Annotated in this window: 18 protein-coding genes; 9 read left to right on the forward strand and 9 right to left on the reverse strand. The window is 71.5% G+C overall.

The genetic code is table 11. The annotated features are described in order from the left end of the window. Position 1 precedes the first annotated feature (1 nt). Together AB0H83_RS26165 and AB0H83_RS26170 are read right to left on the reverse strand one after the other, a co-directional pair. Positions 2 to 1642, reverse strand: a complete 1641-nt coding sequence (locus AB0H83_RS26165) for a beta-1,3-glucanase family protein (RefSeq protein ID WP_360098833.1) — start codon at positions 1640 to 1642, stop codon at positions 2 to 4. A 195-nt stretch (positions 1643 to 1837) separates the two neighbouring features. Then, positions 1838 to 2695, reverse strand: coding sequence for a flagellin (locus tag AB0H83_RS26170; protein WP_360098835.1), 858 nt, complete (start codon positions 2693 to 2695; stop codon positions 1838 to 1840). Between the two features lie 187 nt (positions 2696 to 2882). On the opposite strand from AB0H83_RS26170, the gene AB0H83_RS26175 reads away from it, so the two are divergent. From AB0H83_RS26175 to AB0H83_RS26190, 4 genes are all read left to right on the forward strand, one after another. After that, positions 2883 to 3605: a DUF6086 family protein gene (locus AB0H83_RS26175; RefSeq protein WP_360098837.1), complete on the forward strand. Its 723-nt coding sequence runs from the start codon at positions 2883 to 2885 to the stop codon at positions 3603 to 3605. Positions 3606 to 3688: 83 nt separating this feature from the next. Next, positions 3689 to 6163, forward strand: coding sequence for a LamG-like jellyroll fold domain-containing protein (locus AB0H83_RS26180; RefSeq protein ID WP_360098839.1), 2475 nt, complete (start codon positions 3689 to 3691; stop codon positions 6161 to 6163). A gap of 120 nt (positions 6164 to 6283) precedes the next feature. Continuing rightward, positions 6284 to 6631: a cyclic-phosphate processing receiver domain-containing protein gene (locus AB0H83_RS26185; protein ID WP_360098841.1), complete on the forward strand. Its 348-nt coding sequence runs from the start codon at positions 6284 to 6286 to the stop codon at positions 6629 to 6631. Between the two features lie 60 nt (positions 6632 to 6691). Beyond that, complete coding sequence (locus AB0H83_RS26190; protein ID WP_360098843.1) at positions 6692 to 7234, forward strand: GNAT family N-acetyltransferase; 543 nt, start codon at positions 6692 to 6694, stop codon at positions 7232 to 7234. Positions 7235 to 7247: 13 nt separating this feature from the next. Here the strand turns inward: AB0H83_RS26190 and AB0H83_RS26195 are convergent, their stop codons facing one another. After that, complete coding sequence (locus tag AB0H83_RS26195; RefSeq protein ID WP_360098845.1) at positions 7248 to 9026, reverse strand: ankyrin repeat domain-containing protein; 1779 nt, start codon at positions 9024 to 9026, stop codon at positions 7248 to 7250. A 143-nt stretch (positions 9027 to 9169) separates the two neighbouring features. Next, positions 9170 to 9331 (reverse strand): hypothetical protein, encoded by a 162-nt coding sequence (locus tag AB0H83_RS26200; protein WP_360098847.1) that lies wholly within the window; start codon positions 9329 to 9331, stop codon positions 9170 to 9172. A 167-nt stretch (positions 9332 to 9498) separates the two neighbouring features. On the opposite strand from AB0H83_RS26200, the gene AB0H83_RS26205 reads away from it, so the two are divergent. Continuing rightward, complete coding sequence (locus tag AB0H83_RS26205; RefSeq protein WP_360098849.1) at positions 9499 to 10617, forward strand: aromatic ring-hydroxylating dioxygenase subunit alpha; 1119 nt, start codon at positions 9499 to 9501, stop codon at positions 10615 to 10617. On the opposite strand, the gene AB0H83_RS26210 is transcribed toward AB0H83_RS26205, so the two are convergent. After that, positions 10609 to 11124, reverse strand: coding sequence for a GNAT family N-acetyltransferase (locus AB0H83_RS26210; protein WP_360098851.1), 516 nt, complete (start codon positions 11122 to 11124; stop codon positions 10609 to 10611). The two genes, AB0H83_RS26205 and AB0H83_RS26210, sit on opposite strands and share 9 nt — an antisense overlap. A gap of 176 nt (positions 11125 to 11300) precedes the next feature. Here AB0H83_RS26210 and AB0H83_RS26215 point away from each other — a divergent pair, with 176 nt between their 5' ends. Together AB0H83_RS26215 and AB0H83_RS26220 are read left to right on the forward strand one after the other, a co-directional pair. Next, complete coding sequence (locus AB0H83_RS26215; RefSeq protein ID WP_360098853.1) at positions 11301 to 12698, forward strand: ankyrin repeat domain-containing protein; 1398 nt, start codon at positions 11301 to 11303, stop codon at positions 12696 to 12698. 123 nt (positions 12699 to 12821) lie between these two features. Beyond that, positions 12822 to 14912: a cellulose binding domain-containing protein gene (locus AB0H83_RS26220; protein WP_360098855.1), complete on the forward strand. Its 2091-nt coding sequence runs from the start codon at positions 12822 to 12824 to the stop codon at positions 14910 to 14912. Between the two features lie 107 nt (positions 14913 to 15019). On the opposite strand, the gene AB0H83_RS26225 is transcribed toward AB0H83_RS26220, so the two are convergent. Beyond that, the gene (locus tag AB0H83_RS26225) at positions 15020 to 15646 is read right to left on the reverse strand and encodes a hypothetical protein (protein WP_360098857.1); all 627 of its coding nucleotides are present in this window, start codon (positions 15644 to 15646) and stop codon (positions 15020 to 15022) included. A gap of 126 nt (positions 15647 to 15772) precedes the next feature. Here AB0H83_RS26225 and AB0H83_RS26230 point away from each other — a divergent pair, with 126 nt between their 5' ends. Beyond that, positions 15773 to 16921: a Fic family protein gene (locus AB0H83_RS26230; RefSeq protein ID WP_360098859.1), complete on the forward strand. Its 1149-nt coding sequence runs from the start codon at positions 15773 to 15775 to the stop codon at positions 16919 to 16921. Between the two features lie 71 nt (positions 16922 to 16992). Here the strand turns inward: AB0H83_RS26230 and AB0H83_RS26235 are convergent, their stop codons facing one another. Continuing rightward, positions 16993 to 18171, reverse strand: coding sequence for a phospholipase D-like domain-containing protein (locus AB0H83_RS26235; protein WP_360098861.1), 1179 nt, complete (start codon positions 18169 to 18171; stop codon positions 16993 to 16995). A gap of 128 nt (positions 18172 to 18299) precedes the next feature. Here AB0H83_RS26235 and AB0H83_RS26240 point away from each other — a divergent pair, with 128 nt between their 5' ends. Further along, on the forward strand, positions 18300 to 19979 hold the full coding sequence (locus tag AB0H83_RS26240) for a prolyl oligopeptidase family serine peptidase (protein ID WP_360098862.1): 1680 nt from the start codon (positions 18300 to 18302) through the stop codon (positions 19977 to 19979). Position 19980: 1 nt separating this feature from the next. On the opposite strand, the gene AB0H83_RS26245 is transcribed toward AB0H83_RS26240, so the two are convergent. Beyond that, positions 19981 to 20430, reverse strand: a complete 450-nt coding sequence (locus AB0H83_RS26245) for a hypothetical protein (protein ID WP_360098863.1) — start codon at positions 20428 to 20430, stop codon at positions 19981 to 19983. After that, positions 20427 to 20945, reverse strand: a complete 519-nt coding sequence (locus tag AB0H83_RS26250; RefSeq protein WP_360098865.1) for a sigma-70 family RNA polymerase sigma factor — start codon at positions 20943 to 20945, stop codon at positions 20427 to 20429. The genes AB0H83_RS26245 and AB0H83_RS26250 overlap by 4 nt, the downstream gene beginning before the upstream one ends. Between the last annotated feature and the right edge of the window lie 8 nt (positions 20946 to 20953).

Here is a 20953-nt window from a genome sequence, read left to right on the forward strand (position 1 = left end):
GTCAGACGCGGTGCCACTTCTGGTTGGCGCCGCCCGTGCACTCCCACAGGTGCAGGACGGCGTCGTTGTTCGGGTTCCAGCCGGCGATGTCCACGCACTTGTTGGCCTGGGGGTTGACCAGGTCGCCGGCGGCGGACAGGACGAACTGCTGGGCGGCGTTGCCGCTGCAGTTGGCGATCTGGATCGCGGCGCCGTTGGCGGTGGAGCCCCACGCCACGTCCATGCACTTGTTGTTCTCGGTGCGCAGGGTGCCGTTGACCCAGGTCCAGCGCTGGTTGGTGCCGCCGGTGCAGTTCCGCACGATGAGGCGCTGGCCGTCGTTGAAGTTCCAGTTCGGCACGTCGATGCACTTGCCGTGCCAGTTGCTGGCGATCGCGCTGACGTTGCCGGCCGGCGGCTGGCTCGTCGGGGCCGCGGTGGTCGGCGGGGTGGTGGTCGGCGGGGTCGTGCCGCCGACGAACGGGCTGAGCGTGATGCCGGCCGAGCGCGGGTCGCCGGAGTGCACCAGCGACTCCTGGTTCTGCACGTCGTCGAAGGCGAACCCGTACGCCTTCCCGTCGGCCATGTTCGCGTGGATGATCCGCGAGTAGTGGTTGGTCAGCGAGCTCTTGTAGAAGTCCGCCGCCCCGCCGCCGGGCTGGGTGTCGATGGTGCCGAGCGTGCCGCGGTGCAGCGCCGCGCAGAGGGTGCGGGCGATCGGGCCGACGACCTGGTCGTTGGGGGCGCCGAGGGCGCCGTCGCAGCCCCACACGTTGCTGGTGGAGGGCTTGTTGAACGACGCGACCTGCTGGCCGGAGCCGTTGGTGAAGGTCATGACGGAGCCGCTGGTGCGGCCGAAGTACTTGATGCCCGGCTGGTCGGTGAAGGGGACCACGGTCAGCGTCTTGGACGCGTACGCGTTCCAGGCGTTGGTGATGTACGGGTCGAGGTACGTCGCGCTGAACAGCCCGGCCTCGGCGGCCTTGCCAGGCGCGAGCACCCGCAGCACGGTGCCGTCGGCGCGGGTGACCACGGTGTTGCCCCAGCCGGCCTGGGCCTTGACCTGGTTGATGACGTTCTGCCGGCCGTTGGCCACCGGCGCGCCGGTCCGGGTCGTGACGCCGTTGCTGCCGGTCACGCTGACCTCGTGCGGGACGGCGAACATGTCGACCTGCGAGCTGTTGAGCCACAGCCCGGCGTCGTTGTACGTGAACTCGCTCCAGTCGAACAGGATGTCGTGGTTGGGGTCGCTGGCGGACCACGGCGCCGGCTGGACGAGCCCGTCGGGGGTGAGGAAGAACTTGAGCTTCTGCCCCAGCGACATGTACACCCGGCCGGACAGGTTCTTCGGCAGCTGGATGGTGGTGCTGGCGCCGTTGGCGGGCCCGGCGATCGCGACGTCGGGCGCCGGCGACGGCGGGTTCGACCCGGCGGCCCAGTTGGTGAAGGTGCCGCCGGCGTTGACGTAGCCGAGCCGGCCCGTGGTCAGGTTGACGCCGAGAACGTAGAGGTAGACCGCGTCGGCGCGGCCCGTCGTGTTCTTGACGGTGAAGGGCAGCAGGTTGGGCCCGATCGCCGACGCCGTCGGCATGGCGGCGATGCCCACCGGCACCGCGACGGCCAGCGCGGCAAGGGCACCGAGCACTTTTGTCCTCAAACGCACCGAGAGACTCCTTCGTGAGAGCGCTCTCAGGAGCATTGTTACCGGCGGGAAACCTTGTCAATAGCGATCTAGCGGTTCGACCGGTACTGAATGCAAACTTAAGAGTTCGTTGAGCGGTACCCAACGTCGGCAAGGCCGGTGGCACGCCAAGGGCGGGGACCACGAAACCGCGGCCCCCGCCCTGCCGGGTCATGCCTAGCGCAGCAGCGACAGCACGTTCTGTGGTGCCTGGTTGGCCTGGGCCAGCATGCTGGTGCCGGCCTGGGTCAGGATCTGCGAGCGGGTGAAGGACACCATCTCCTGAGCCATGTCCGTGTCCCGGATGCGCGACTCCGAGGCGGACAGGTTCTCCACCGCCGTGTTCAGGTTGTTGATGGTGTGCTCGAAGCGGTTCTGGTACGCACCGAGCGTGGCCCGAGCGGTCGAGACGCCCTTGATCGCCTCGTCGATCGCGGTGATCGCCGCCGAGGCGCCGGTCACCAGGTCCAGCGAGGCGACGCCGAGACCGGACGCGTCGAAGCCGGTCACGGCCGTGACGCCACCGAAGGCATTGGTGGTGAGGTTGACCGCGATCTGATCGGCCGTCGCGGTGTTGGCGCCGACCTGGAACGTGCCGACGTAGGACGACGACGAGTCGAGCAGCTTCTGGCCGCCGAACGCCGTGGTGGTGGCGATGCGGTCCAGTTCCGCGTTCAGCTGGGTGAACTCGGTCTGCGCGGCGGTGCGCGCATCGGTGTCCTGCGAACCCGTGGACGACGCCTGCACGGACAGGTCACGCATGCGCTGCAGGATGGAGTGCGTCTCGGTGAGCGCGCCCTCAGCGGTCTGCACGACCGAGATGCCGTCCTGCGCGTTGCGCACCGCGACCTTGAGACCGCCGATCTGCGAGCGCAGGCCCTCACTGATCGACAGGCCGGCCGCGTCGTCCGCCGCCCGGTTGATCCGGAAACCCGAGGAGAGCCTCTCCAGCGACTTGCTCATCTGACTGTCGGTGACCGACAGGTTCCGGTAGGCGTTCTGCGCGGCGATGTTGTTGTTGATCCGAAGACCCATGACTGTTTCCTCCTTGAACGGGTCGTGCACCGGGGCCGTCCGTGGCCCCGCACGGTGATGACATCGGTGCCCCGGCCGCGGCCATGAGGGTTCGCCGCGAAGTTTTTTGCGCGGCATGACAGGCGGGACGTGACAGGCGGGACGTGACAGGCGGGACGTGACAGGCGGGACGTGACAAGGTCTGCGGATGGGCATGTACGGGTACGTCGACGGGGTCTCGTTCTGGGAGCCGGGCAGCGGCACCGGGCAGCTGTTCGCGGCGCAGGTGCGGGTGATGGAGCACCGCATCCAGCGCTCCAGCGGCATCCTCGGCCCCGAGAGCGACGAGCTGCACTTCGATCCGCTGAAGCTGCGCGAGTTCTTCGTGTTCCTGCTCAACGACTGGAACCGGCAGGGTTCGCCGACGTACCGGGCGATGGCGCTGGGCACCATGCAGGTGCTCGCCGCGCTCGACCAGCACCTCAACGGACCGCTGCGGGAGCTCGGCGGCAACCCGGAGATCCGCGATGCGATGCACGCGGCGCTGCCGCCGAGCTACCTGGAGCCGGTCGCATGGGGGCCGCCGACGGCCCGGGACCTGCCGCCGTCGGTCCGCTTCGAGCTGGCCGCGATCGTGTTGGATCTTGTGCGAGGTTGGTACCAGACGATCGACGCGCGCACGGGCGGTCAGGGCTGGCAGGGCGACCGGCTACGGGCAGTCGTCGATGGGTATCCGGTGCCGCTGCTGCTGCCGCCACAGCGAATCCCGCCGGACCTCATCAGCACCGACGAGGGTTTTCGCAGGGTGAGCGTCATGTCGTTGTGGGACACCGTCTACGGGGTGTCGCGGCTGCGCCTGCAGGTGGTGCACGACGGGCTCGGGCACCGCATCACCTGGCTCGGCTTCGGTGATCCGCCGAGCCTGACATGAAGTGTTCGAACATGTCAATGCTTGACGTAACCTGATGAGTTTTGTTGATATGGGTTCCTTCGATGCGCTCCCGAAGGAGTCCCGTGACCAGACGAAGAGGCCTTGCCCTGATCGCGGCCGTCACCGCGATCACGGTCGCCGTCGCCACGCCCGCAGCCGCCGCCCCACCACCCCCCGAGGGCCCGTCCTGGCACCCCGGCATCCCGCCCATCGCCACCCCGTGGACCGCGCAGGTCGGCCCCGGCAACGCCCTGCCCGAGTACCCACGACCGCAGCTCACCCGCAACCGCTGGGAGAACCTCAACGGCGTGTGGGAGTTCGCCCGCGCCGAGGTCGGCCAGGCCGTGCCCGCCGGGCGGAGCCTCGGCGAGCGGGTGCTGGTGCCGTACCCGATCGAGTCGGCGCTGTCCGGCATCCAGCGCCACGAGGACCGCATGTGGTACCGGCGGACCTTCACCGTCCCGGCCGGCTGGGGCGTCGGCGGCGCAGGCCAGCGGCTGCTGCTGCACTTCGGCGCGGTCGACTACGACGCCAAGGTGTTCGTCAACGGCACCCAGGTCGGCACGCACCGCGGCGGGTACGACGGCTTCGACCTCGACGTGACCGACGCGCTGGTCGGCACCGGCCCGCAGGAGCTCATCGTCTGGGCCGAGGACCTCACCGACGCGACCGGCCAGCCGATCGGCAAGCAGCGCCGGGTCAGCGACCGCGGCATCTTCTACCAGGGCAGCTCCGGCATCTGGCGGACGGTCTGGATGGAGCCCGTCCCGGCCGCGCACATCACCGATCTGAAGCTGACCCCTTCGCTGGCGACGCAGACGCTGGGGCTGACCGTGAACGGCACGCCCGGCCAGCAGTTCGAGGCGGTCGCCCGCAACGGCAACAAGGTCGTCGGCCGGGTCACCGGCACGGTCGGCACGGCCGTGGCGCTACCCGTGCCCAACCCGAAGCTCTGGTCGCCGGACAACCCGTTCCTGTACGACCTGCAGGTCCGGCTGCTGTCCGGGGACACCGTCGGCTCGTACTTCGGCATGCGCCAGATCGGTACGGCGCGCGGCGCCGACGGCAAGCTGCGCATCGCCCTCAACGGCAAGATCCTGTTCAACCTCGCCAACCTCGACCAGGGCTTCTGGCCCGACGGGCTCAACACCGCGCCCACCGACGCCGCGCTGAAGTTCGACCTGCAGCAGGACAAGGCGATGGGCTTCAACGCGGTGCGCAAGCACATCAAGGTCGAGCCGGATCGCTGGTACTACTGGGCCGACCGCCTGGGCCTGATGGTGTGGCAGGACATGCCGTCGGCCAACACCGGCCCGATCCCGGTGGAGTGGCGCGACCAGTTCGAGGCCGAGCTGCACGAGATGGTCCGCGAGCACCAGAGCTGGACGTCGATCGTGGCGTGGGTGCCGTTCAACGAGGGCTGGGGCGAGTGGGACCGGCTCGCGACCGGCCGGATCGCCGACGAGGTCAAGGCCCAGGACCCGACCCGCCTGGTCAACGCGCACAGCGGCGTCAACTGCTGCAACTCCAAGGGCGACTCCGGCCGCGGCGACGTGATCGACTTCCACCAGTACCTCGGCCCGGCCTCACCCGCCCCGAGCGGCGACCGCGTCTCGATCGACGGCGAGCACGGCGGGTACGGCCTGAAGACGGCCAACCACATGTGGTTCGGCGACGGCGGCGCGTACGAGATGACCCCGGACAAGGCGACGCTGACCGCCAAGTACGTGGAGAACCAGAAGGCGGTCATCACGTCGGCGAAGTCCTGCGGGATCAGCGCTTCGGTGTACACCCAGATCACCGACGTCGAAGGAGAGCTCAACGGCTTCTGGACCTACGACCGGCAGGTCGCGAAGATGGACCTGCGCCAGGTGAAGAAGATCAACCAGCAGATCATCGCGGCCGCCGACGGCTCCGCCGGCAACGTGCCGCAGCCGGCGCCGGGCACCCCGGGCCTGACCGGGATCGCCTTCTACCCCCTGGAGGACTCCGGTTCGGACGAGGCGGGCTCGCACGACGCGACGGTCGTCGGCGGCGCGGCCTTCGTGCCCGGGCACACCGGCAACGGCGTCCAGCTCGACGGCGGCTACCTCGACACCGGCGCGCCGCTGGTCAACACGGCGTCGGACTACACCGCCGCCGCGTGGGTCAGGCTGGACCGGGCCGACGGCGCGTTCCAGACCGTCGTCAGCCAGGACGGCCCGACCAACAGCGACTTCTTCCTGCAGTACTCCGGCGCCGACCAGCGCTTCGCGATGAGCTTCGTCGGCGTGCGGGCCCTGTCGCCCACCAAGCCCAACCCGGGCCAGTGGTACCACCTCGTCGGCGTCCGCGACACCGTCAAGGGCGAGCTGCGCCTCTACGTCGACGGCGAGCTGGCCGGCACCGCGAGCGCCTGCATGCCGCAGACCGCCCCGACCGGCAACACCGTCATCGGGCGGGGCAAGTTCGGCGGGAACCCCGTCGACTTCCTCGACGGCACCGTCGACCAGGTCCACCTGTACGACCGTGCCCTCACCCCGGCGGAGATCCACCAGCTGTCCGCCTCCGGCAACTGACCGGCCGACCCTTGAGGATGGACCGGGAGCGCCCCACGCGTTCCCGGTCCGTCAGCACCCGTCGCACGGCGCACAGACAATTGGCGCACGAGCGGTGTGGCGGGGAGGCTACGGTGGCGCATGGGCACGGTGATCCTGATCGACGACCTGCGGTCCTTCGTCGACGGGCGGCCGGCTGAGGTCGCCCGCTCCAGCGCCGAAGGGGTCGAGCTCCTGCGCCGGCACCGGGCGGCCCGGATCGATGAGCTGTGGCTGGACCACGACCTGGGCGGCGACGACACCATCTGGCCGGTGGTGGAACTGCTCGAGCTGGCCGCATTCGAGGAGCGCCCCTTCGACGTCGGCGTCATCCTCGTCCACTCCGCCAACCCGGCCGGCGGCGCCACGATGCTGCGGGCGTTGCGCCGGTGGGGTTACCCGGCCCGGCTGGCCGCCGGGTCGCCGCACGTCGGATACGTCGATGGCTGACGGGGCGCGGAGGGTGAAAATGCGTGACGGTGCGGCGGGGGTGGGTGCCAGGATGGCGCGATGCAGTTCACGATCAGAGCGGTCCGCGCCGAGGAATGGCCGCTGGTGAAGGAGCTCCGGCTGGCCGCCCTGCAGGATCCGGTGGCGCCGATCGCGTTCCTCGAGACGTACGAGAAGGCTTCCGTGCAGCCCGACAGCTTCTGGCAGGGCCGCACCGCCGACGCCGCCGAGGGCAGGACGGTGCGGCAGTTCATCGGCGAGGACGGCGCCGGGCGCTGGCTCGGCAGCCTGACCGTCCTGGTCGAGCAGGCCGGCGCGGAGGACTACTTCGGCCACCTGCTGGAGGCCGCGCAGACGCACATCGTCGGCGTGTTCGTCCGGCCGGAGGCGCGCGGCACCGGGCTCGCGCCGGCGCTGTTCGACGCGGCGCTGGCGTGGTCGTGGGGGCTGAGCGAGCCGAAGATCGACCGGGTGCGGCTGTACGTGCACGAGGACAACGCCCGTGCCCAGGCGATGTACGCGAAGGCCGGGTTCCGCCGCTCCGGGGTCACCGTGGACGCGGCGGCGGGGCGCGAGTTCGAGTACGTGGTGGAGCGCGACTGAGCCGGCCGTGCCTTCAGCGGATCAAGTTCCGCAGGAACTGCAGGTCCTGGCGGCCCGTCCAGATCGGGGCCCGGGCGTACGGCCGCTGCGACCTCGCGTGCGGGTCGGCGCCCGCGTCGAGCAGCCCGCGCACCAGCTCCGGCGTGCCGTAGTCGACGGCCGGGTGCAGCGGGGTCTCGCCGTGCAGGTCGCGGGCGTGCACGTCGAGGCCCGCGGCGAGCAGGCGCGGCAGCAGGTCGACCCCGCTCAACCAGGGCAGCAGGTGCAGCAGCGTGCGGCCGCGCTCGTCGCGCACGTGCGGGTCGACGCCGGCGTCAAGGGCGGCGGCCACGGCCGGGCCGTCGCCGTGCCACACCAGCGTCAGCAGGTCGCGGCGCAGCCCGCGCATCGGGGCCGGCATCCGCACGGTGGCGTCGCGCCAGCCGTCGCGCGCGGCGACGCAGCCCTGCACCTGGCCGCCGAGCGCCTTGATCGCGTGCTCCCGCTGGATCTCGACCGGCGGGTGCGGCAGGTGTACGGTGCCGCCGCGCAGCTCCACCTGGTGCAGGGCGCGGTTGCAGTACACCCGCACCCGGTCACGCAGTCCCGGTGGTGGCGGCGGTGGCGGTACCGCGGCGGCCGGGAACAACGCCCGGTGCACCAGCGGATGCAGCTGGTCCGGCCGCACCGACCCCGAGAGCAGGGCGGTCAGCTCGGCGGGCCGGCGGGCCAGCACGTGCGGCAGCCGCGGCACGCGGGCCAGCTCCAGCCCGAACTCGGCCACCTCGGCGCGGCGCCGGGCGTCGTCGGCGCGCCCGTACGGCACGCCCGCGACCAGCCGGGCGCGCGGCGCGCCGGTGTCGAGCCGGTCCAGCACGATGCAGCGCCCCCGCACATCGATGCGCACCAGCCCGGCGTGCTCGTCCACGCCGAGCGGCAGCGGGTCCGGCACCGGCACGTTGATCGCTTGAGCGGGCGCGGTGTAGCCGTGGTGGTACGCCGGCTCCCGCTCCACCGGCGCGACCCGGCGCAGCTCCGCCACGTGCGCGACCAACCGGCGGGCCACGCCGGCCAGCGCCGCGTGCAGCGGCCGCAGCCAGCTCAGCGACTGCTCGACCGCGCGCCGGCGGGCCTCGTCGCGGCCCGGGCCCGCGGCGAACGCGGCCGGGTCGATGCGCTCCCGGCCCCAGCGGTCGTCGAACAGCAGCACCTCGAGTGTGAACCCGGCCGCGGCCCACGCCTCGGCGTGCCGGCCGGCCTCGTCGAGCAGGACCGCCCGCGCCACGGCACCTTCCTGGTCTTCGCCGGGCGCGTCCAGCCGCTCGCCGGCCGCGGTGAACAGCGGCAGCCGGGTCACGCCGCCGCAGCGGGCCAGTAGCTCACCCGTACGCCGGGCGTCCCAGCGGTCCCGCAGGTGCAGCAGGGCGTCGTCGCGCCGGCCGGCGGCGGCGTTGTCGAGCCGCTCGAACCTGATGCTGATCCGCTGCGGCCGGTCCAGCCGCTCCGGTGGCCGGGCGACCAGGGCGTGCACGTCGGGGAACAGCGCCAGCGGCAGCCGCAGCCCGGTGCGCAGCAGCCCGTCCGCGGGGCGCCGGGGCAGGTGCCAGCGCAGCAGGTCGGGCACCAGGTGGCGCAGGTCGTCCTCGGCCTGCCCGGCGACCTCGGCGCCGTGGACCCGCCGGACGGCGGCCAGGTCGACGTCGACGTCGACGCCCGCGGCGGCGCACGCGCCCCGCCAGTCGCCCGCCAACCGGCGCGCCGTGGCCCGCTCGATCATCCATGCGGGCACCGCGGACGGATGCAGCGCCAGCACCGGGCCCTCCCCTCGCGTCGAGGGCAGTGCCGGCCGGATTCGAACCGGCGTCCTTCCGGTTATGAGACGGACGCGACCACCTCTGCGCTACGGCCCTGCCGCGGCCGATCCTAGTGGCGGCGCGCCAAATCTCCCGAGGTCGGTCAGCTGGCGATGGTGCTGAAGAAGTCACCGAACCCGGTGCCGAGCCGGGTGATCAGGCCGATGAGGCCTTGGGCCACGTTCGCCGCGGCCTGCGGGCGGAAGGCAATGAAATAGATGAGGAACGCCCAGGCGGCGTAGGTCAGCGTTTTCTTCAGCGTCATCGGGTGCCCCGTGCGGTGTCGTTCGGTCAGGTGCCGACCGGCGCACTACCCGCACGCCACCGCCCTAACCGCCCTGCCGTCACAATCCGTGAGGACGTCGGCCGGTTGGCGGTGACCGCCCGCCGGCGGCCGTTCCGCGGGCACGGACGGTCGGCCATGATGGGCCCATGGAAGCTCCGCTGGACCGGGCCGCGGTCGAGGCCGCACTGCTGCCGTTCGGGTCGTCACGGATGCTGCCGGCGCAGGCGTACACGGACCCGGCGGTCCTCGCGTGGGAGCGGCGGCACCTGTTCGCCGGCGCCTGGACGTGCGTCGGCCGGGTCGGCGAGCTCGGCGAGGGCTGCACCCAGCGGGCCCTCACCGTCGGCGATGTGGGGGTACTGCTGACGTTCGCCACCGACGGGGCCGTGCGGGCCTTCGCGAACGTGTGCAGGCACCGGGCGCACGAGATCCTGCCGGACGGCGCGTCCAACGGCCGGCCGTCGGCGGTGTGCCCGTATCACGGCTGGGCCTTCCGCCTCGACGGCACCCTCGCCACGGCGCCCGGCATGGGACCGCTCGACCCGGCGGAGCTCGGCCTCATCGAGCTGCCCGCCGCCGTATGGGAGGGCTGGCTCTTCGTCAACTCGGGCGCGCCGGCGGCGCCGTTCGAGGAGCACCTGGGTGCGCTGGACGGGCTGCTGCGGCCGTACCGGATGGGCGGTCTCCAGCTCGGCGCCCGCCACGAGTACCGGGTGGCCGCCAACTGGAAGGTGATGATCGACAACTACCACGAGTGCTACCACTGCCCGCTCATCCACCCCGAGCTGTGCAAGGTCTCGCCACCCACGTCCGGCGACAACTGGACCATGCCCGGCGCGTGGGTCGGCGGCTCGATGGACCTGCGCCCGCACGTCACCACCATGTCGTTCGACGGCACCGGCCCGGGCAACTTCATCGCCGACGCCCCGCGCCGCACCGTCCTGTACGTCGGGCTGTTCCCCAACCTGCTGGTGTCCGCGCACCCCGACTACGTGATGACGCACCGGCTGATCCCGCTGGAGCCGGGCCTGACCACGATCGAGTGCAGCTGGTTCTTCCCCGAGGGCACCACGGAGACCGCGTACGCCGTCGACTTCTGGGACCTGACGAACCGGCAGGACTGGGCCGCCTGCGAGTCCGTGCAGCGCGGCCTGGGCTCGCCGCACTTCGTGCCGGGGCCGCTCGCACCCAACGAGGACGCCGTGTACCAGTGGACGACGCTGGTCGCCGAGGCGTACCTGGGCCGCGGCCTGCGACTAACCTAGCTTCTTGGTCAGGGTTTCGAACGCCAGGTCGTCGCGCAGCGGCCGGCCGAACCGTTCGTCGCCGTACGGGAACGGCGACAGCTCCCCGGTGCGCACGAAGCCGCGCCGCTCGTACCAGGCGATGAGGTCGTCCCGCTGCACGATCACCGTCATGCGCAGCTCGCCGGCCCCCCACTCGTCCCGCGCGATCCGCTCCGCCTCGCCGAGCACCGCCCGCCCCAGCCCGTTGCCCTGCTGCGCCGGGTCGACCGCGAACATGCCGAAGTAGCCGTACCCGTCGCGCCGCTCCAGCTGGCAGCACCCGACGACCCGCCCGTCCTGCTCCGCCACCAGCACGAACGTGTCGTCGATCGCCTCCTGCACCATCTGCGGATCGGCCCGCTGCCCTTCGAGCAGGTCCGCCTCCGTCGTCCAGCCCACCCTGCTGCTGTCCCCCCGGTACGCCGACTGCACGAGCGCGATCACGGCCGGGACATCAGAACTGCTGGCAGGACGGAAGGTCACCATGCCCGCATTATGGTCGTTACCTGGGGCGTCGCCTATTCTGGGGACCGGCGCCCCGGGGTGCCGGCGGTCCGCGCGAAGGGCTCAGCCCACCTGGAAGACCTCAGCGGTGCCGGTGTGTCGACCCTCCTTTCCGGCCTGAGCATGCGGACGCCAGGCATCCGGACAAGGAGGCATCCGTGCCGATCCGCCGTCTTCCCGACAAACCCGACCTCGAGCACCTGCGCAACCAGGCCAAGACGCTGCAGCGGCAGGTCCGTGACGGCGATCAACGGGCCGCCGACCTGGTACGGGAGTTCCATCCGCACCCGCCGCAAGCGTTGCGCCGGGCCGACGCGCTGCTGGTCACCGCCCGGTCCTACGGGTTCGCCAGCTGGCCGGCGCTGCGGGCGACCCTCGACGTCATCGACCGGTACACCAGGTCGCCGCACCGGCAGGCGGCCGCGGACGGCACAGACGAGTTCCTGCTGCTGGCCTGCCTCACGTACCGCGGCGACGACCCCGGCCGGTGGGCACGGGCCCGGCGGATGCTCACCGAGCACCCCGAACTGGCCGGGCGCTCGATCCACACGGCGGCGGCGGTCGGGAACGTGGCGGCGGCCCGGCGAATGCTGGACGGCGATCCGGGGCTGGTGGACCGGCAGGGCGGGCCGCACCGGTGGGAGCCGCTGCTCTACCTGGCGTACTCCCGCCTCGACAGCACTGTCCCGGGACACTCGACGCTCGAGGTGGCGCGGCTGCTGCTGGAGCGGGGCGCCGACCCGGCCGCGGGGTTCCTGTGGGACGGGCTGCGCTCGCCGTTCACCGCGCTGACGGGGGCGTTCGGCGGCGGGGAGGGGGCGCCGCCGCCGCACCAGTTCCGGCTGGAGCTGGCCGAGCTGCTGCTCGACGCGGGAGCCGACGCGAACGACAGCCAGGCGCTGTACAACTGCGGCCTGCAACCCGAGGACGACGCGCACCTGCGGCTGCTGCTGCGGCACGGGCTGGGGCGCGGCGACGGCGGGGTGTGGCACCGGCGGCTCGGGCACACCCATCCGACGCCCGCCCAGCTGCTGCAGGACGAGCTGATCAAGGCGGCGCAGCAGGATCGGGCCGAGCGGTTCCGGCTGCTGCTGGACCACGGCGCCGACCCGCACGGGATCGGCACCGGGCATCCGGTGTACGAGGGCCGCACCGCGCACGAGTGGGCCGCGCTGTACGGGCACGGCGACGACCCCGACCCGGTGCTGCGGTTCCTCGGCGCCTGCATGCGGGCCGACGAGGCGACCGCGCGCCGGCTGCGCAGCGAAAAAGCGGTCGCGTACCGGCCGCAGCACCTCGTCACCGCCGCCGAGCAGGGACGGACCGCGGCGGTGCGGCTGATGGTGGGGCTGGGCTTCGACGTGCGGGGCATGGCGCTGCACCAGGCGGCGTTCCACGGGCATCTCGACACGGTCCGGGCGCTGGTCGAGCTGGGCGCCGACCCGGACCGCACGGATCCCCGATTCCAGGCCACGCCGCGGGGCTGGGCGGAGCACAACCACCAGTGGTCGGTGGCGCGGTACCTGGCGACCGTGGAACGTTCGCGGCCGCGCTGACCGTCGATGGTGCTGTGGAACGTTCGCGGCCGCGCTGACCGTCGACGGTGCTCACGCCGCTGAGCACTGTCGAAGCGCTTGACACGGTCCCGGGACATTCCCAGCATGGGAGCGCTTCCATCCATGCCTCCCGATTGGACCGCCATGCAGATCGGATTTCGCCGCCGCGCCGTGATGGGCGCGGCGGTGCTGCTCGCGGCCGGATTGTCGGCCGCCCTCCCGGGCGCGGCCGCGGCCGCCGACCCCGTCGCCACGACCGTCACCGTGAACGCCCGCGCCGGCCTGGCGACGGTCCCGAACACCGCGTTAGGGGTCAACGACGCGATCTGGGACGCCGAGCTCGGCACCACCGCCGTGTCGGACCTGCTCGGCGCCGCCGGCGTGCAGATGCTGCGCTACCCGGGCGGCTCCTACGCCGACATCTACCACTGGCGCGACCACACCGCGCCGGGCGGCTACGTGGCGCCGAACACCGACTTCGACACCTTCATGGCGTCGGTACGCCGGATCAACGCCCAGCCGATGATCATCGCCAACTACGGCACCGGTACCGCCGAGGAAGCCGCCGACTGGGTCCGCTACGCGAACGTGACCAAGGGCTACGGGGCGAAGTACTGGACGATCGGCAACGAGAACTACGGCAACGGCCACTACGGCTCCGCGTGGGAGGCCGACAACCACCCCGACAAGAGCCCGCGCGCGTACGCCGAGGGCGTGGTCGCCTTCGCCACCGCGATGAAGGCCGTCGACCCCACCATCAAGATCGGCGCGGTGCTCACCACGCCGGGCAACTGGCCCGACGGCCTGGTCGGCTCCGGCGACGCCGGCACGTGGAACCAGGTGGTCCTGTCGATCGCCGGGCCGTCCATCGACTTCGTGGACCTGCACTGGTACCCCGGTGGCGGCACCGCCGCGGAGGCGCTGAGCAAGACGGCTCAGATCGACGACATCATGTACCTGACGCGCGAGCAGCTCGCCCGGTACGCCGGTGCCGGCGCCGGACGCATCAAGGTGAGCTTCACCGAGCTCAACGTGGGCGTCGGGCAGAACACCCAGCCCGGCGCGCTGTTCCTCGCCGACGCGTACAGCAGCATGCTCGCCAACGGCGTCTTCACCGTGCAGTGGTGGAACGTGCACAACGGCATCGGCACCGTCTCCACCGTGGCCGGCCAGACCGACTACGGCGACTTCGGCCTGCTGTCCAGCGGCGGCTGCCAGACCGGCGGCACCGTGTGCGAGCCGCCGATGAACACGCCGTTCGCGCCGTACCACGCGCTCAGCGTCATGAAGTCCTTCGTGCGCCCCGGCGACCAGCTCGTCCGCGCCGGCACCGCCGACCCGCTGGTGAGCGCCCACGCCGCCCGCCGCCCCAACGGCGACCTCGCCGTCCTGCTGATCAACAAGGACCCGGACAACGCGCGGGCGGTCACTCTGCAGTACTCCGGCTACTCCCCCGCCGCGGGCGCGCCGACGGTCGTGTCGTTCGGCAACGGCGACGCCGCCCCGAGCACCGCGTCGACGGGTACCGCGGGCGCGCAGACGATCGCGCCGTACTCGCTGACCCTGCTCGTGCTGCACCCGACCTCGGCCACCACCGGTGCGCCGGGCGCGCCCGGCCAGCCCTCCACCGGCGCCGTCGGCGCGAGCACCGCGACCATCACCTGGCCGGCCGCGACCGCCGGCGGCAGCCCGATCGCGAAGTACGAGGTGTACCGCCAGAACGGCGCCATCAGCGAGCAGCTCGGCGAGACGCCGGGCACGTCGCTGCAGGTGCACAACCTGACCCCGGGCACCCGGTACACGGTCAACGTCATCACCCGCGACACCGCGGGCCGGGTCTCCTGGTCCTCGCCGCCGCTGACGTTCACCACCACCAGCCCGGCCACCAGCACCTGCACCGTCAAGTTCACCGACGTCAACGACTGGGGCAACGGCTACGTCGGCAACATCGACATCACCAACACCGGCGCCGCCCCGATCAACGGCTGGACCCTCACCTTCACCTGGCCCACCCCCTGGCAGACCGTGAACGGCAGCTGGAACGGAAACTGGACCCAAACCGGCCGCGACGTGAAGATCACCAACATCGACACCAACGGCACCCTGCCCGCGGCCGGCGGCATGACCAGCACCGGCTTCGTCGGCGGCTACAACGGCCCGAACGTGCTCCCGACCGCCTTCCGCCTCAACGGCACGGTCTGCACCGTCGCCTGACCCCCGTGTCCCCGGGCCGGCAGCACCACCTGCCGGCCCGGGCTTCACTCCCGCTGCTGCTGATGAGCTGCAAAAGTAGCCCCACAGGCAACTTTTGCAGCTCATCGTCACCGGGGAGCGAGCAGGTCCGTGCGCACGCCGACCAGGCGCACGCGCCGCCCGGTCAGGTCGAACTTCTCCAGCACCGCCAGCGCGGCGCGTTCGATCGTGTCGAGGTCGGTGGTGGGGCCGCCGCGCAGCTTCATCACCCTCGTCGGAGTGGCGAACGACGCGAACCGCACCTTCACCGCCACGTGCGTGACCTGCCGCCCGTCCGCCACGACGGAGGCGCCCAGCGCCCGCGCCAGGGCCGCGACGTGCCCGGCGATCTCGTCGCGGTCGGTGAGGTCCTCGGCGAAGGTCGTCTCGCGGCTGCGTGAGCGGGCCACCCAGGGCTCCGTGTCGACGCTCGCCAGCGTCGCCATGACGCGCGCCGACGCGGCCTGATAGGCGGGCGGGTCGGACGGCAGGAACACCGCCTCGGGGCACCGGCGCGCCGCGACCCGCAGCGGCATGCCGGACCGGACCCCGGACGCGCGGGCCTCATAGGACGCGGTCGCCACCACCTGCCGCGCCCGGCCCGGATCCCCGTCGCCGCCGACCACGACGGGCCGCCCCCGCAGCTCGGGCCGGCGCAGGACCTCCACCGCCGCGATGAACTGGTCGAGGTCGACGTGCAACACCCACCAGCCCACCTGCCTCAGCGTAGCCCCGCGCCGGCCTGATCAAGCCACGAACAGATGGTTGAATCATCTGTCAACTTGACCGAGTCAACCTGCAACATGAACAGATGACTTGTTCATTCCGCTATCGTGGAGCGCATGCTATTCACGACGCCTGACCTTGACGCGGACGACCGGCGGATTGTCGAGGAGATCAACGAGTCACGCCGCTCGCTGCGGATGCACCTCAGCGAGCCCCGACGGTGGAACGGCTTGATGCGGCGCAACCTCAAGGCACGGGCCATTCGCGGCTCGAACAGCATCGAGGGTTACGACGTGTCCTTGGACGATGCGGTTGCCCTGATCGAGGACGAGGAGCCGCTCGACGCCGACCACCGCACGTCACTGGAAATTCTCGGTTATCGCAACGCGCTCACCTATATCCAGCAGCTCGCCGATGACACGGAATTCAGTCTTGACGAGTCGCTGCTGCGCAGCCTGCATTTCATGATGCTTAGCCACGACCTGAGCAAGCGACCTGGCCGCTGGCGTCAGAAGCAGATCTTCGTCATGGACGAGGAGCGCAACATTCCGGTGTACGAAGGCCCGGAGCCCGAAGACGTCCCCTCCCTCATGCGTGAGCTCGTAATCTCACTGCAGGATGCGAACGGCTGCCCGGTGTTCGTCCGCGCCGCAATGGCGCACCTGAACCTGGTGATGATCCACCCGTTCAGCGACGGCAACGGACGGATGGCGCGCGCCTTGCAAACGCTGGTGCTCGCCCGCGAAAAGATCCTGACCCCGGAGTTCAGCAGCATCGAAGAGTGGCTCGGCCGGAACACCGTCGCCTACTACAACATTCTGGCCGAAGTCGGTGCCGGCTCTTGGCATCCCGAAAGGGACGCACACCGTTGGGTACGGTTCAACCTGGTCGCTCATCACATGCAGGCACAGACGGTCCTGCGCCGCGTCCAGGACGCCTCCAGCACCTGGCGGGTCCTTGAAGAGGCCGCCAGCAAGGCCGGGCTACCCGAGCGGACCATCTTCGCGCTCCACACCGCCGCCATCGGATTGAAGGTGCGTCGGGCCGTCTACGAGAAAGACGCCGAGATCGAAGTCGGCGCGGCCAACCGTGACCTGCGGATGATGGCCGAGGCAGGCCTGCTCGTGGCCCACGGAGAAACGCGGGCCAGGTTCTACGTCGCCACGCCCAGACTGAAGCAGCTCCGGCAGGCGGTGGTCCAGGAGCGGCCACATCTCACCGACCCCTACGACGCAGGGAACGAATTCGGGCTGCGGCTGTCGTGACACCGGTCGGACCGGGCAGCGCCGGCGCGGGCCCCGAACCGGGGACAGTCCCGCGCCGGCCCGGTCAGGGGCTACTCAGCGGCGGAAGGTTCGACGTGGTTGGCGGCCGCGCGGGCGGTGCGGAAGTTGGCGCGGTACTGGTCGAAAATGGTGTTCGACTTGATGCGCAGCAGGGTTTCGTCGTTCTCGCGCAGGGCCGAGGTCGTGTAGTTGTGGCTGCCGGTCATCACCCACTTGGTGTCCTTCTCCCCGGCGTACGTGCCCTCGATGGCCATGTACTTGGAGTGGATGACGTACGGGTTGCCGGCGTTTTCGGGGAACTGGTAGAGCGCGATGCGCGAGTGGTTGATCAGGTGGCCCTTGGAGCCGTCGTCGATCGTGGTGTAGATGACGTCGATCCAGCATTTCTTGTCGGCCAGCTCGCGCAGTTTGCGGGCGATGTCGTCGCGGCTGAAGTACCACATCCCGATGCGGATGATGGTGCGGTGGGTGTCCTGCGTGCCGACGGTGGTGTTGCCCTCGCAGGTGATGTTCTCGTTGAGCATGTTGTAGATCGTGTCGGTGGACTCGTCGGATCCGGCGCGCGGGAAGAAGTACACCTTCGCGTTGCCGCTGCCGAGCGTCGTGTAGTAGTTCGAATTCTTCACCTTGGCGACGAGGTCGTTGAAGTAGTCGGTGTAGGCGTTGAAGAGCCCGGTGTTGCCGACCAGGGTGACCGCGTTGTTCCAGTACTTCGTGGCGTTGTCGGTGGTGAGGTTCGCCGAGGACTGCACGACGACGTTGGACGAGCCCGACGTGCTGGTGAAAAGGTAGAACTTGTTGTGCATGATGGGCGACCCGGCGCTGCCGATGCAGGCCGCGTTGGCGGTGCACAGCACGAGGTAGGACGCGGCGGCCTTGTTGGTGCCGAGCGCGGTGATGAGGCTCTGCACGGCCGGCTGGGTCGCGTCGGAGTAGTCGACCACCAGCCGCACGTTCACGTTGCGGTTCTTCGCGGCGATGAGGTCGTTCGCGACCAGCGTGTCCCGGAAGTGGTACATGGCGATCCGGATCGTCGACCCGGACGGTGCACCGTTGATGAGCGTCCGGATGTGGTCACGGATTTTGTACTGTTCGGCGGCGACCGTGGGATTGTTGAACACCGCCCCGTCGGCGACCGCCGCGGAGGCGGGCGCGGCGGCGACGACCACGGTGGCGGTCAATGCCGACAGGACCGTGCCGGCGGCGACAACGAGTCTGGAGAGACGCATCAGGCTCCAATCGCTGGTTGAAGAGCGTCGATCTCGAACCGAGCGCCCAGGTTGGCACACACGGCCGGATCGCGCTGCCCCGTCGCGGCGCCTGATAGCGTTCGCGCGTCTACGGGTTCGGAGTTGGTGTGGCACAGGTGCAGGGAATGCCGGACTGGGTGCGGTACGGCGACGGTGCGCTGCACTGGCTCGACTCGCGGCGCGGACTGCTGCGCCACACGCCCGGTGGCGAGCCGGTCGAGCTGACCCCGGCGGGTTTCCGCGTCGGCGGCGGCGTCCACGCGTACGGTGGCGGCGACTTCGTCAGCACGCCCGGCGGGCTCTGGTGCGCCGGTGGCGACGGCCTGTACCAGGTGAACGACGACACGACTGGCACGCTCATGGCGCGCGGCGCCTTCGGCGACCTGACGCTCGGCGACGGTGAGCTGCTCGCGGTGCGCGAGGACGCCGGCGGTGACGCCCTGGTCGCGATCTCCCTCGACGGTGACCTGGACGGCGACCTGGACGGCGACCCCGAGCCGCGGGTGCTCGCCGAGGCCGCCGGGTTCTTCGGCGCGCCCCGCCCGACCGGCGGCATGCTGGCCTGGACCTGGTGGAGCGCCCGGGACATGCCGTGGGACGGCTGCGAGGTGTGGGTCGCCGGTTACGAGCCCGGCGGCGGGATCGGCGACCCGATGCGGGTGGCCGGCGGGCCGGACGAGTCCGCGATCGAGCCCCGGTGGGGTCCGGACGGGATGCTGTACTACCTGTCGGACCGCACCGGCTGGTGGAACCTGTACCGCCACGACGGCACCGCCGTGGCCCCGATGGCTGCGGACTGTGCGGCGCCGCCGTGGGAGCTGGGGTACTCCTCGTACGGCTTCCTCGACGACGGCCGGATCGTCATGATCGCGCGGGAGGGCCCGGCGCACCGGCTCGTGCTCGCCGGCGACGCGTGCGTGACGGTGCCGCTGCCGTACACCTCGATCAAACCGTGCCTGGCGGTGTCGGGGTCGGCGGTGGCGCTGGTCGGCGCCGCCCCGGACCTCGCCCCGCAGGTGGCGGTCGTGGACCTGGCCTCGGAGCCGCCGCGGCTGGAGGTTGTCGACGGCGGCGGCAGGTGTACGGACGCCGCGCCGCCCTTCCGGCTGGACGAGCTGCGCGCGCTGGTCCACCCACCGGCCGGTGCGGCGGACGACTGGTCGGCGCCGCTCATCGTGCGGGCTCACCCGGGTCCGACGGCGTCCAGCCTGCTGCGGCTGGACCCGTGGGTGCGGTTCTTCACCAGCCGCGGGTACGCCGTCGCCGACGTCGACTACACCGGCAGCACCGGCTACGGCCGCGCGTTCCGGGAGGCGTTGAACGGCCGGTGGGGCACCGCCGACGTCGCGGACTGCGTGGCCGTGGCGGCGCACCTGCTGGACACAGGAAGGACCCAGCCGGGGCAGGTGTTCATCCGCGGGGCGAGCGCGGGCGGGTACACGGCGCTGCGGGCGGTGTCGCAGGACGGCCCGTTCGCCGCGGCGGTGGCGGTGGCGGCGGTGATCGACCCCGCGCACTGGGCCTCGACCGGGCCCCGGTTCCATCGCCCGCAGGCCGCCCGGCTGGGCGGGTCCGCGGTGACGGCGGCGGAGATCCGGACCCCGGTCCTGCTCGTGCACGGCACCGCGGACCGCGTCGTGGCCGCCGATCCGGTGCTCGCACTCGCCGCCGGGCTGCGGGGTCGGGGCGCGCCGCACGAACTGGTCCTGGTCGAGGGCGCCGGGCACGACGTCACCGACCTGGAGGCCGAGCTGCGCCTGTACGAGCGCGTGCTCGGCCGCTCATAGGTCATCCGGCCAGTTCGGCTCTGCGGCGCAGCAGGGTCGCTCTGGCCCGGCGGGCCGCCCGCAGGTTCACGGCGGCCAGCACACCGAGCACGACCACGACCCCCAGCAGCGCCGGCTCCAGCCTGTGCCGCAGGAGCGAGATGACGAACCCGCCGACGGTGAACGCCAGCCAGGCGCCGACGCCGAACCAGCCGGCGACCACCCGGTCCCGGGCGAACAGCGGCGCCCGCCGGGTCACCGCCCAGCCGCCGAACGCCGCCCAGCCCAGCCCGATCGCCACCAGCACCGCGAACGCCACCTGCGTGCGCGGCGGCAGCCCCGGCTCGGTCGCCCAGAGCAGGCCGATCAGGGCGCTGCCGGTGAGCCCGGCGAAGCCCAGGGCCAGGTACCCGACCCGCTTGCGCAGCGACAGCGGCGCGTCGAGCCGCGCCAGCACCTCTTCCGGCGTCATGCCTCGTACCCCTTCCGCACCAGTTCCTGACGAAGTAGCCGGCGGGCCCGGTTGAGCCGCGACTTGACCGTGCCGACGGGCACCGCGCAGATCTGCGCGCACGCGTCCAGCGGCAGATCCTCGAGGTAGAACAGCAGCAGCACCTCCCGCTCGCGGGCGGGCAGCGCCGCCAGCGCCCCGGCCAGCGCCTCCCGGTTGACGACCGCGTCCGCCTCGTCGTCGCCGGCCACGTCGTCGATCGGCTCGGCGTCCGGTCGCGCGTACGCGTCCCGCAACCGGTTCATCACCGCCCGCCGGGCGATGGCGAACAGCCACGGGGTGAACCGGTCCTGCCGCCGCAGCTTCGGCAGCCCCTTGAAGACCGCCAGCCAGATCTCCTGCACCACGTCGTCGTCGGTCCTGCCGAGCATCCGCCCGACGTACCGCTCGACCGCCGGGTGCCACCGCCGCACCAGCTCGGCGAAGGCGTCACGCTCCCCGAGCTGGCAGCGGACCACCAGCAACTCATCGCTCATCGGCCCTC

Source organism: Dactylosporangium sp. NPDC050688, assembly GCF_040654515.1.
Taxonomy (GTDB): domain Bacteria; phylum Actinomycetota; class Actinomycetes; order Mycobacteriales; family Micromonosporaceae; genus Dactylosporangium.